Genomic DNA, 11238 nt, shown 5'->3' on the forward strand with positions numbered 1-11238 from the left:
TCGGGCACGATGACGGGCCCCACGGCCCGACGAGGATCCTACCAACCCGCCTCCCAGCCCGTTGACGGGGGGCGTTGCTAGCCTCAGAAGGCTCATCGTGGGGAAGGAGCAACGGCAATGGATGCTGTCACCCAGTACGCGTGGATCCTCTGGCTCGCGCTCATTCTGATCTTCGTGATCGTCGAGATGATCACTCTCGAATTCACCTTCCTGATGCTGGCCGTGGGCAGCGTCGGCGGCCTTCTGACCGGGCTGGTCGGTGCTCCGTTCTGGGTCCAGGTCCCGGTCGCCGCCGTTCTCGCGGGGCTGCTCCTGTTCACGGTCCGGCCACCCCTGCTGCGGCTCCTCAAGCGCGGCGGTGATCCGACGCCCTCGGGTTCCGACGCGCTGCTCGGCCTCGCCGGCAGTGTCGTCGTCGCCGGCTCGGGCCCGGGTCAGGTCAAGCTCGCCAATGGCGAGACGTGGACGGTCCGCCTGTCCCCTCTCGTCGAGAATCGCCCGCTCGGTGTCGGCGAACGCGTCGTCGTCACCGCCATCGACGGCGCGACCGCCGTCGTCGTCCCCGCCGAAAGGAGCTCCTCGTGACCATCTCCGCCATCGTGACGACCGTCATCGTCGCCGCCATCGTCCTCTTCGTCCTGGTCGTCCTCTTCCGGTCGATCCGGATCATCCCGCAGGCCACCGCGGGGGTCGTGGAGCGGCTGGGCAAGTACCACAAGACGCTCCTGCCCGGCCTGAACCTCGTGGTCCCGTTCGTCGACCGGGTCCGGCCGCTGATCGATCTCCGCGAGCAGGTCGTCTCCTTCCCGCCGCAGCCCGTCATCACCGAGGACAACCTGGTCGTCTCCATCGACACGGTCGTCTACTTCCAGGTGACGGATGCTCGCGCCGCGACCTACGAGATCGCGAACTACCTCGGCGCCGTCGAGCAGCTCACGACGACCACCCTCCGCAACGTCGTCGGAGGGCTGAACCTCGAGGAGGCGCTGACCTCTCGCGACAACATCAACGGCCAGCTGCGCATCGTCCTCGACGAGGCGACCGGCAAGTGGGGAATCCGGGTCGGACGTGTCGAGCTCAAGGCCATCGACCCGCCCCTGTCGATCCAGGACTCGATGGAGAAGCAGATGCGCGCCGAGCGCGACCGCCGCGCCGTCATCCTCACCGCGGAGGGCACCAAGCAGTCGCAGATCCTCAACGCGGAGGGCCAGCGCCAGGCCGCCATCCTCGCCGCGGAGGGTCAGGCCAAGGCCGCCGTCCTGCGGGCGGAGGGTGAGGCGAAGGCCATCACCACGGTCTTCCAGGCGATCCACGACGGGCGTCCCGACGCCGAGCTGCTCGCCTACCAGTACCTCCAGACGCTGCCCAAGATCGCCGAGGGCAGCGCGAACAAGCTCTGGGTCATCCCGAGCGAGCTCACCGAGGCGCTCAAGGGGGTCGGCCAGGCCTTCGGTCAGAACGCGGCCAAGGGCGACCGTCCGCACGACGCGGGCGGCAGCACTCCCCCGAGCCCGATCCTCTGACCCACCCCGCCCCGATGACCGACCGAGGCCGCGCGCCCTTCCTCGAGGGCCCGCGGCCTCGCGTCATCGCCCATCGCGGCTTCGACCCTGGCGGCCCGGGCAACACGATCGCCGCCTTCCAGCGAGCCCTCGATGCCGGCGCCGACCTGCTCGAGACCGACGTCCGCGCCTCGCTCGACGGTGTCGCGTTCCTGCAGCACGACGCCGAGCTGATCGACCGCACCGGCACCCGGAACCTCGTCGCCCGCACCCGCGCTGAGGAGCTCTCATCGCTGACCCTCGACGGCGGCGAGCACCCCGCCACTCTGTCGGAGGCGCTCCAGCGCTTCCCCGACGCCCGCTTCAACATCGATGTGAAGGCACGCGAGGCGATCGGCCCGACGGTCGCGGCCGTGCGAGCTGCGCGCGCCGAGACACGTGTCCTCATCACCTCCTTCTCGGAGTCGCGCCGCAGACGCACCCTCCGAGCGTTACCGGGCGCGGCGACCTCCGCCTCCGCTCCCCTGTTCCTGCTCGCCCTGCTGGCGGCTCACGCGAACGCGCCCGCGGTCGTCCGCCGGGTCCTCCGCGGGATCGACGCGCTCCAGGTCCCCGAGAGCGCCCTCGGCCTCCGAGTGGCCGTCCCCCGGATCCTCGCCCGGCTGCGCTCCTCGGGCTGCGAGATCCACCTCTGGACCATCGACGATCCCGAGCGGATGACGGAGCTCCTCGAGCTCGGCGTGGACGGCCTCGTCACCGATCGGACCGACCTCGCGCGCCTGGCCGTCGACGCCTCAGGCAGCGGTTCGGCGCGCCTGCGCTGACCGCGCGGAAACGGCCTCCCACCTGACTGTTCTCTGGCAAAGGAAGGCCCCCGCGGACCACCCCCAGGTAGGCGGTCGACACTGGTCGGAGCACAGCGAGAGGAGACCACACAATGGCAGATCGAAGCTTGCGCGGCATGAGGCTCGGATCCCAGAGCCTGCAGAGCGAAGAAGGCGTCGTCTTCTCACCGCGCTCGACGTACGAGTACCACTGCTCGAATTGCGGCTACGACACCGACATGGTGTTCTCGGCCGACGCCGAAGCGCCGGAGACCTGGGAGTGCCGTTCCTGCGGCCACGAGGCCATCCTGATGGTGGATTCGAAGCCCGTCGTCGTGGATCGGGGCGAGCAGAAGGCCGTCAGGACCCACTGGGACATGCTGCTCGAACGCCGCACCCGTGCGGAGCTGGAGGAGCTGCTCGAAGAGCGGCTCGCCTTCCTCCGCGCCCGTCGCGGAGAGCACAAGATCGGCGCTTAGCGCCGGTCACGGGCCCGACGCCGGGGCTCGCGCGTCCGCAGGACGAACGAGACGAGGGCGATCAGACCGGCGGCCAGGAAGTACCAGCCGAGGTCTCGGGCCCACACCAGAGCCGGGGTCGTGGTGGACGCGAGGGGAACCTCGTCCACCATGGCACCCGGCTCGAACCATGTGAGGGAGTCGATCGTCGCCCCGTCGGGCCCGATGATCGCGCTGGTGCCGACGGTCGAGATGTTGACCACGCTGCGGCCCGTCTCGATCGCCCGCAGCCGCGCGATGGCCAGCTGCTGGACGCTCTCATCGGTCCGGCCGAAGTCGGCGTTGTTGGTCTGTCCCAGGATCACCTGCGCGCCGCCGTCGATCATCTCGTTCGTGAGCGCGTCGTCCGAGATGTCGAAGCAGATCGCGATGCCGGCGAGGATGCCGTCGATGTCGAAGACGTTGGAGCGGGTGCCGATCGAGTAGTCCCGGCTCACGAGGTCGACGAGGTCCGGTGCGAACATCCGCCAGAAGGCGCGATCGGGCATGTACTCCGCGAACGGCACCGGGTGGACCTTGTCGTACACCTGCGTCGCCCCCTCCCCCGCTTTCCAGAGCAGCGAGCTGTTGTAGAAGACGTCGTCCTCGGGGTTCGTGATCGTGCCGACGATGAAGGGCGCGTCCATCGTGCGGCTCAGGTAGTCGAGGACAGCCGCCGACTGCGCGTTGCGGGTCGGATCGATGTCGACGCCGTTCTCGGGCCAGACGACCATGTCGACGTCCTCATCGAGGATGGGAAGTGTCGCGGAGGTGTGGTCCTCGAGGATCTGCCCGCGGTAGCTCTGCGAGAAGAGCCCTGCGTCGGAGTCGCCCTGGATCGCGGCGATCCGAGCCGTGCCCTCCGTCGGCGCCGGCCAGGCGGGGAACACGAGGGCGACGATCGCGAAGCCGGCGACGACGGCGGTCCGCGCGGTCGCGGGGACGCTCACCTCGCGCACGGCCTGCGCGAGAGCAGCCGCGAGGAAGGCGACGACGAAGCTGAGCCCGGTGAAGCCCACCCAGGCCGCGAGCTCGGCGAGCGGCCCCATCGACTGGGAGAGCGCGAGCCTCCCCCACGCGAAGCCGCCGTAGGGCCAGACGTTCGTGATCGTCTCGCGGCCCGCCCAGAGCGCGGCGAGCAGCGCCGGGAGCCCGACCATCCGTCCGAGCGGACCGGTCCAGACCCGGTGCCCGCGGGTCGACACCACCGCCATCAGACCGGCCGAGAGCGCGAAGAAGATCGCCTGGAGGCCGGCGAGGGCCGCCCATGGCACGAGGCCGAGGTAGAGGGTGAGCCACGAGATGTGAACGCCCCAGAACACGCCGCCGCCGACGAGGCCGATGAGAGCGCCGCTCCAGAAGCCCCGCCCGGCGAGGGCCAGGAGGATCGCGGCGGCACCGACGATGGCGAGCGGCCAGACATCGGAGTCGGGGAAGCCCTGATCGAGCACGGCACCGCCGAGTGCCGCGAGCGGCAGCGCCAGCCACAGCGGAGCAGTCCGCCCCGGAGGCGGTGTCATCGCATCCCTCATGCGACCGAGGAGTAGGCGACGATCCCCCGGCGCACGAGGTCGAGCGCCGTGCGTGCGGCACGGCCCACCTTGCCGTCGGCCACGACGGAGAGCTGATCGAGGAGGTCGATGGTCTGCTTCGACCAGCGGACGAAGTCGCCCGCGGCCATGTCGGCCTCGCGGAGGACCGCATCGAGCGGCATGCCGCGCGCCCACATGCTCATCGCCAGGGCGAGGCTGGTCGAGATGGGGTTGCTGCCGGGGAGGCGGTGCTCGCGCTCCACGTCGTCGAGTCGCGCCCAGAGCAGCTGGGTCTTCTCGAGCGCCTCGGGGAAGGTGCCGCGGGGCAGGTGCTTCTCGCCGAGGGTCCCCTCCTCGCGCCGCGGCTCGAAGACCAGGCAGCAGGCCATCGCCGCGAGGCCGGCGGGGTCGAGCTCGGTCCAGGCCTGCTTGCGGAGGCACTCCGCGATCAGCAGGTCGCGCTCACCGTAGATCCGGCGCAGCGTGCGCCCGTTCGGGGTGAGCGAGAGCTCGCCGGCGTCATCGCGGCGGAAGTAGCCGAGCTCGAGCAGGACCTCGGTGATCCGGTCGAAGATGCGGGCGACGGCTCCGGTGCGCGAACGGATCTGACGCTCGATCTCGTCGGTCTCCCGGCGGAGCTTCCACCAGCGCTCCGCCCAGCGGGCGTGCTGCTCGCGGTCCGAGCAGGCGTGGCACGGGTGGGCCTTCATCCGCTTGCGGAGGACGGTGAGCTGGCCCTGGCGCTTCTCGCGCTCCGAGTGCGAGGCCGACTCCTTGCGGACCGCACCGCGCCGCTCGAGCTCGCCTATCTCGCGTCGGATCGACGCGTACTGCTCGAAGTCGCCGAGGTGGCACTGCATCGCGGTGACGTAGCCCTCCATCGACTGCTCCTGCTGGCGCACACGGCGGGCGAGGTCGACCACGGAGCGATCGGCCTGGAACTGGGCGAACGACGACTCGAGGATCTCGCGGGTTCGGGTGCGGCCGAACTGCTCGATGAGGTTCGCGGCCATGTTGTAGCTCGGGCGGAAGCTCGAGTTGAGCGGGTAGGTGCGCCGGGAGGCGAGCGAGGCGACGGCCTGCGGGTTCATCCCGCCCCGCCACTGGATCACAGAGTGACCCTCGACGTCGATGCCGCGCCGGCCGGCCCGGCCGGTGAGCTGGGTGTACTCGCCCGGTGTGATCGGCACCCGCGCCTCGCCGTTGAACTTCTCGAGCTTCTCGAGCACGACCGTGCGGGCGGGCATGTTGATGCCGAGGGCGAGCGTCTCGGTCGCGAAGACGACGCGGACGAGACGGCGCAGGAAGAGCTCCTCGACGACCTCCTTGAAGGCCGGGAGCATCCCCGCATGGTGCGCGGCTACTCCGCGCTGCAGACCGTCCAGCCACTCCCAGTAGCCGAGCACTGCGAGATCCTCGTCGCGGATCGTCCGGCAGCGCTCCTCGACGATGGCGCGGATCTCGTCACGCTCGTGGCGCTCGGTCAGCCGGACACCGGAGCGGAGCACCTGGCGGACGGCCTGGTCGCAGCCCGCCCGGCTGAAGACGAAGAAGATGGCGGGCAGCAGGTTCTTGCCGCGGAGGATCTCGACGACCTCGGAGCGCGGGACCAGATCCTCGGTGCGCGACTCCGCGAACCGCCCCCTGCCGCCCCGCTGCGAGCCGCGGCCGCCGCGCTCGACACGCGAGCCGCCCTGGGCGAGGCGGGCGAGCTCGGGATTGACGCGGTTCGTCGCCGCCCTACCCGACGAGTCGAAGAGGTCGAGCAGCTTGCCGCCGACGAGGACGTGCTGGTCGAGCGGGACGGGCCGCTCCTCCGACACGATGACCTCGGTCTCGCCGCGCACGGTCTGCAGCCAGTCGCCGAACTCCTCGGCGTTCGACACGGTCGCGCTAAGAGACACGAGTCGCACGCGCTGCGGGAGGTGGATGATGACCTCCTCCCAGACGGCACCGCGGAAGCGGTCGGCGAGGTAGTGCACCTCGTCCATGACGACGTAGGCGAGATCGCGCAGCAGATCGGAGTCGGCGTAGAGCATGTTGCGCAGGACCTCGGTCGTCATGACGACGATCCGAGCCCTCGCATTGACGTTGGAGTCGCCCGTGAGAAGACCGACCTCGGAGGCGCCGTACTCGGCGACGAACTCCTGGAACTTCTGGTTGCTGAGCGCCTTCATCGGCGTCGTGTAGAAGACCTTGGCGTCCGGATCCCGCATGGCGAGATGGATGGCGAACTCGGCCACGGCCGTCTTGCCGGCGCCCGTCGGTGCGGCGACGAGGACGCTGCGGCCCTCGTCGAGCGCCGCGCACGCCTCGTACTGGAACGGGTCCAGGTCGAACGCCAGGGTCGAGCGGAACGTCTCGACCCTGGCGTGGCCCTGTCGTGTGCGGAACGCCGCGAAGCGCTCCGCCGGCGACTGATCGCTCACGCGGGCAGGTCGGACGGGCTGCCGTCGAAGACCACCTGGCGCTTGGCGACCCGCCTGTCGTGCAGGATCGCGATCCCGCACGCGAGGAAGAACAGGAAGGTGATCGGGATCGCCAGCATGAACATCGAGATCGGGTCGGCCGCAGGAGTCGCGATCGCCGTGAACAGCACGATGACCATGATCGCGACGCGCCACGACTTGAGCAGCAGCATCCCCGGAAGGATGCCGACGAAGTTCAGGAGCACCAGGAAGACGGGCAGGACGAAGGCGACACCCACCACCAGCACGAGCTTCAGCACGAAGTCGTAGTAGACCTTCGCGTCGAGGAAGCTCGCGGCCTCGCCGCCCGTGAAGCTCGTGAGCAGCTCGACGATGTGCGGGAAGATGAACCAGCCCGAGGCGCAGCCCGCGAGGAACAGCGGGATCGCGGTCAGGATGAAGCCGACTCCGTAGCGGATCTCCTTGCCGGTGAGGCCGGGGACGAGGAACGCCCAGATCTGGTAGAGCCAGACGGGGCTCGCGATCACGATGCCGATCGTCATCGCGATCTGCAGCCGGAGGTCGAAGGCACCCGTGATGGTCGGGAAGTTGAGGACGGCCTCTTTGTTCTGAGTGCTCGCCACGACGCTGATCGGGGCCTTGAGCGCCTCGAACACCCAGTCGGAGAGGAACCAGCCGGCGATGCAGGCCACTGCGATCGCGATCGCCGCGATGAAGAGCCGATTGCGAAGCTCAATGAGATGAGCCCCGAGAGACATGCGTCCCTCGGGGTCCTTCTTCGATCGCTTCGTCCGTGGCTTCTTCGCTGCCACAGACGTCATTACTTGATCGGAGTCTCGGGGGGCAGGGTCGACGCGGTGCCGGTCCCGGTCGTGCCGGCGCCGGTGGTGCCGGTCGCGGTCGAGCCGGGGACGGTGCCATCGGCGGGACGATCGTTGCCGTCCTCGTCCTTCATGGTCTTGACCTCGCTCTTGAAGATCCGCATCGACTGCCCGACGCTGCGGGCCAGCTGCGGGAGCTTGGGCGCACCGAAGAGGAGGAGGATCACGGCGAGGATGATGAGGAGGTGCCACCCCTGGAGGCCAGCGAACATTGCAGACTCACTTCACTTGTCGGTTGCGGTGTACGAGGAGCTTACCCCGTTCGATTCGCGCAGACCGTCGATCCTCAGCCTTGTCGCGGCGTGCATCGCGTCGTGCCTCGTGCGAGCGGCGGACGTCGTCGCGATCGGCGAACAGCGACGACAGCGGCCGCGCCTCCGATGTCTCCGCCCCGTCCGGCTGCAGCGCATCGAGCTTCGCGGTGAGCTCGTCGATCTGCCCCAGGAGCACTCGGCCCTTGCGCCAGTAGGAGAGAGCGAACAGCACCAGCACGCCGAGCGCGAGCACCGCGAGGCCGAGCCAGATCAGGATCCAGGACCACCAGGTCACGACGCCTCCTCCTCGTTCGCGCGGAGGGCCGCGCGGGTCCAGTCCGCCACAGCCCGGCGGGCGGCGTCCGGCGCGATGACCGCCACCAGCCCCGGGAGCGAGGCGACGAGCCGGGTGAGTCCCTCGAGGTGGGCGACGCGGATCCGGACGACGACTCCGGAGCCCCGCTCCCCCTCCGGGAGCTCGGGGAACTCGGCGTCGACCGCGTAATCGCCGAGCAGAGCGACCGATCCGGGAGCGACCCGGAGGTCGACGACGAGGTCGGAGGCCGACGCCTCGAACAGCCGCTCCGAGAGCGTGACCTCGTTGCGCCTCCTGATGATCGGCGACCCGGTGTCGGTCAGCGAGCGCATGCGGTCGACGCGGAAGGTCCTGACCCCTTCGCGCAGGTGGTCCCAGCCACGCAGGTACCAGTCGCGGTCGACCGACTCGATCAGGAACGGGTCGACGACCCGTGACTCCGTCTCGCCCCGGGCGTTGCGGTAGTCGAAGGCGAGCTGAGTCCCCGCGGACAGCGCGGTGCGGATGAGGGAGACCGTCGCATCCGCGCCCGTCCCGCGCGCCACCGCCACCGCGCTGGGGGTGGAGGAGGCTCCGCGGGAGAGCTTGCCCATCAGGGCGGCGATGCGGTCGTTGCCCTGGTTCTCGGGGAGCGCAGCGAGGTACTGCATCCCGGCGATGAGCGCGGCTGCCTCGCGGGCCGAGAAGCGCGGCGAATCGTCGATGGCGACCTGCTGAGTGAGCATGACGTGGTCGTTCTCCTCGAAGTCGTCCCAGCTGATGTCGAACAGGTCGTTGGCCTGGTACTGAGCGGTCTCGCCGGGCACGCCGGAGACGGCGATGAGCCGCACGGCCCGGCGGACCTCGTCCTCGGCGATGTCGAAGTGCTGCGCCACCTCGGCGACGCTGACGCGGCCTCGGTCGAGGAGGTAGGGAACGAGGGAGAGCAGGACCGCGAGGCGATCGCGCGCCGGGAGTGAGCGCGGCCTAGCCATCGAGCGGCCCTCCGTGATCGGAGAGGGAGCGGCGCAGCCGGTCGACGACCTTCCGGCGCAGTTCGGCGGGCTCGAGCACGAGCACCTCCGGCCCGTAGCCGGCGAGCTCGTCGGCGAGGATGTCCGGGTCGGTGAAGTGCAGGCGGAGGACGTGCGCCCCCTCCCCCTCGGACTCCGCGCGACGGCCGAGGCGGAGTGCCGCGTCGGAGTCGGCGGTGACCCGCACGAGAGCGGTGCTGCGCCGGAGGATGTCGTCGAGCTGAGCGAGGGCGGTCGCCGCGTGGTCGCCCTCCTCGATCGGCGCGGTGCGGCCCGTCGAGACGACCGGCCCGACGATGCGGGCGAGGAGGAAGGTTCGCGTGCCCTCCGCGGCCTCGTCCCAGGCGTGCAGGTGCCAGCGGCCCTGGTGGTTCACGAGGGCGCGCGGGTGGACGGTGCGGATCCTCGGCTCGTCGACGCCCGGCTTGAGATAGGGGAAGCGGACGATCTGACCGCGGTCGAGCGCCGTGCTCAGCGGCTCGAACGATGCCTCCCGCACGCGGATCGACGGGCTGACTCCGATCACCGGGTCGACGGACTCGACGCCGATCGAGCGCAGCTTGATCAGCGCCCGACGGGACTCGGCCGACAGCGTGCCCTCGCGCCAGACCGCCCCCGCCAGTCGCAGCAGCGCGACCTCCTCGGGATCGAACGAGATGTCGGCGGGGAGGTCGTAGCTCCGCTTGGCGATGCGGTAGCGCACCGTCTGCGTGTTGCCGGGGTCGCCCGGCGTGTCCACGGTCTCGATCGGGATGCCGAGCTCGCGCAGATCGTCCTTGTCGCGCTCGAACTGGCGCTCGAGCGACAGGCGATCGCCGGCCTCGGAGCGCTGCCGGTACCCCTGCACGGTCGAGAGCACGTCGGACTTGGTCAGCCCGTTCTCGGCGGCGACGAGCGCGAGCACGAGATTGAAGAGACGCTCCTCGGCCGGGATGCGGCTCGAGGACGAGACGTCGGCAGGCACGCCCTCCAGTCTAGGGGCGGGCCCGATCAGCTGATCGCGAGCACGTCGGCGACGAAGACCAGCGTGGAGCCGGCCGGAATCTTCCCCTGCTCGGTGTCGCCGTAGCCCTCGTCGGGCGGGATGATCGCGATGACCTGCGAGCCGACGGGCTGGCCGATCAGCGCCTTCGCGAACCCGGCGATGACGCCGCCCTGAGTGGTCGACCCGTCGGCTGCGGTGAACGGGGCCGGTGAGCCCTTCTCCCAGCTGGAGTCGAAGACGGCACCGGTGCTCCAGAGCCAGCCGGTGTAGTGGACGATCACCTGGTCGCCCTCCTGCACGACGGGACCGTCGCCCTTCTTGAGCTGCGCGATCTTGAGCTCGGTGGGGGCGTCGCCCGAGGGCTTCGCGAGTCCGGGCGTGCCGTCGTCGCCGAGGGTGACCGTGGGGAATCCGTTGGGCGCGGGCTGCGCCTCGCCGTTCGCGCGCGCCAGAGCGGCGCTCTGCACGTCGGCGACGAGCACGAGGGTGTCGTCGGCCGAGATGCCGAGCTGGGCGGCGGAGTCGCCGAAGCCGTCCTCCGGAGCGATCGCGATCGCGACCCGCGAGCCGACCTTCGCGCAGAGCAGGCCCTCGTTGAGACCGACGAGACCTGTGCCTCCGGCGACGAAGCTGGCGGCGCTCGCGCCGTCGTAGGGCGAGGCCTCGAGCACGGAGCCGTCGGCGCCGTTGACGAGGGTGTAGTCGAGACTGACCAGCTGGCCCTTCTCGATCGGGTCGCCCGACCCCTCGATGAGGGTGCTGACCTGCGTGCTGGGAGCATTGAGCGGCGAGGGCACGGTCACCTCGGGGGCGGTGCCGAAGTCTCCGGTCGCCGTGACGGCCGAGGACGAGTCGCCCGAGCCGAACGGCGCGTCGCAGTCGGCCGACGACGAGGACGCGGTGCATCCCGTGAGGGCGGCGACGATGCCGATGCTGGCGATGAGCGCGACAGTCCTGCGCACGGGTCCTCTATTCGTCGGGGTGGGAGTGGTGGTGCCCGAGTGC

Annotated in this window: 12 protein-coding genes; 4 read left to right on the plus strand and 8 right to left on the minus strand. The window is 70.2% G+C overall.

The genetic code is table 11. The features are described 5' to 3' along the window. The first annotated feature begins 117 nt into the window (after positions 1–117). The 4 genes from ASG06_RS12425 (at position 118) to ASG06_RS12440 (ending at position 2805) form a co-directional block, all read left to right on the plus strand. Positions 118–585, plus strand: a complete 468-nt coding sequence (locus ASG06_RS12425; RefSeq protein ID WP_056042684.1) for an NfeD family protein — start codon at positions 118–120, stop codon at positions 583–585. Continuing rightward, a complete protein-coding gene (locus ASG06_RS12430; RefSeq protein WP_056042685.1) occupies positions 582–1523 on the plus strand; it encodes an SPFH domain-containing protein in 942 nt (313 codons plus the stop codon). The genes ASG06_RS12425 and ASG06_RS12430 overlap by 4 nt, the downstream gene beginning before the upstream one ends. Positions 1524–1537: 14 nt before the next feature. Continuing rightward, positions 1538–2326 carry a glycerophosphodiester phosphodiesterase family protein gene (locus tag ASG06_RS12435; RefSeq protein ID WP_056042687.1) on the plus strand — a complete coding sequence of 263 codons (789 nt, stop codon included), beginning with the start codon at positions 1538–1540 and terminating at the stop codon, positions 2324–2326. 113 nt (positions 2327–2439) lie between these two features. After that, positions 2440–2805 carry an RNA polymerase-binding protein RbpA gene (locus ASG06_RS12440; RefSeq protein WP_056042689.1) on the plus strand — a complete coding sequence of 122 codons (366 nt, stop codon included), beginning with the start codon at positions 2440–2442 and terminating at the stop codon, positions 2803–2805. On the opposite strand, the gene lnt is transcribed toward ASG06_RS12440, so the two are convergent. From lnt to ASG06_RS12480, 8 genes are all read right to left on the minus strand, one after another. Then, positions 2802–4343 (minus strand): apolipoprotein N-acyltransferase, encoded by a 1542-nt coding sequence (gene lnt / locus ASG06_RS12445; RefSeq protein ID WP_056042691.1) that lies wholly within the window; start codon positions 4341–4343, stop codon positions 2802–2804. The two genes, ASG06_RS12440 and lnt, sit on opposite strands and share 4 nt — an antisense overlap. Before the next feature lie 8 nt (positions 4344–4351). Continuing rightward, positions 4352–6784 (minus strand): DEAD/DEAH box helicase, encoded by a 2433-nt coding sequence (locus tag ASG06_RS12450; RefSeq protein WP_056042693.1) that lies wholly within the window; start codon positions 6782–6784, stop codon positions 4352–4354. Beyond that, on the minus strand, positions 6781–7542 hold the full coding sequence (tatC, locus tag ASG06_RS12455) for a twin-arginine translocase subunit TatC (protein ID WP_056042695.1): 762 nt from the start codon (positions 7540–7542) through the stop codon (positions 6781–6783). Before tatC ends, ASG06_RS12450 begins: the two co-directional genes overlap by 4 nt. 62 nt (positions 7543–7604) lie before the next feature. Next, positions 7605–7877 (minus strand): Sec-independent protein translocase subunit TatA, encoded by a 273-nt coding sequence (gene tatA / locus ASG06_RS12460; protein WP_056042696.1) that lies wholly within the window; start codon positions 7875–7877, stop codon positions 7605–7607. Between the two features lie 7 nt (positions 7878–7884). Then, positions 7885–8214 (minus strand): hypothetical protein, encoded by a 330-nt coding sequence (locus tag ASG06_RS12465; RefSeq protein ID WP_056042698.1) that lies wholly within the window; start codon positions 8212–8214, stop codon positions 7885–7887. Then, entirely contained in the window at positions 8211–9209 is a 999-nt protein-coding gene (locus ASG06_RS12470; RefSeq protein WP_056042700.1) for a helix-turn-helix transcriptional regulator, read from the minus strand. Before ASG06_RS12470 ends, ASG06_RS12465 begins: the two co-directional genes overlap by 4 nt. Further along, the gene (locus ASG06_RS12475; protein ID WP_056042702.1) at positions 9202–10212 is read right to left on the minus strand and encodes a helix-turn-helix transcriptional regulator; all 1011 of its coding nucleotides are present in this window, start codon (positions 10210–10212) and stop codon (positions 9202–9204) included. Before ASG06_RS12475 ends, ASG06_RS12470 begins: the two co-directional genes overlap by 8 nt. 26 nt (positions 10213–10238) lie before the next feature. After that, a complete protein-coding gene (locus ASG06_RS12480) occupies positions 10239–11195 on the minus strand; it encodes an FKBP-type peptidyl-prolyl cis-trans isomerase (RefSeq protein WP_056042704.1) in 957 nt (318 codons plus the stop codon). Between the last annotated feature and the right edge of the window lie 43 nt (positions 11196–11238).

Origin of the sequence: Rathayibacter sp. Leaf185 (assembly GCF_001423885.1) — a bacterium.
GTDB lineage: Bacteria > Actinomycetota > Actinomycetes > Actinomycetales > Microbacteriaceae > Rathayibacter.

What these genes read in the sequence shown, in the direction of transcription:
- ASG06_RS12435 (WP_056042687.1), top strand. Translation starts at nt 1,538, where the DNA reads ATGACCGACCGAGGCCGCGCGCCCTTCCTCGAGGGCCCGCGGCCTCGC.
- ASG06_RS12470 (WP_056042700.1), bottom strand. Translation starts at nt 9,209, where the DNA reads ATGGCTAGGCCGCGCTCACTCCCGGCGCGCGATCGCCTCGCGGTCCTG.
- tatA (WP_056042696.1), bottom strand. Translation starts at nt 7,877, where the DNA reads ATGTTCGCTGGCCTCCAGGGGTGGCACCTCCTCATCATCCTCGCCGTG.
- ASG06_RS12440 (WP_056042689.1), top strand. Translation starts at nt 2,440, where the DNA reads ATGGCAGATCGAAGCTTGCGCGGCATGAGGCTCGGATCCCAGAGCCTG.
- lnt (WP_056042691.1), bottom strand. Translation starts at nt 4,343, where the DNA reads ATGACACCGCCTCCGGGGCGGACTGCTCCGCTGTGGCTGGCGCTGCCG.
- ASG06_RS12425 (WP_056042684.1), top strand. Translation starts at nt 118, where the DNA reads ATGGATGCTGTCACCCAGTACGCGTGGATCCTCTGGCTCGCGCTCATT.
- tatC (WP_056042695.1), bottom strand. Translation starts at nt 7,542, where the DNA reads ATGTCTCTCGGGGCTCATCTCATTGAGCTTCGCAATCGGCTCTTCATC.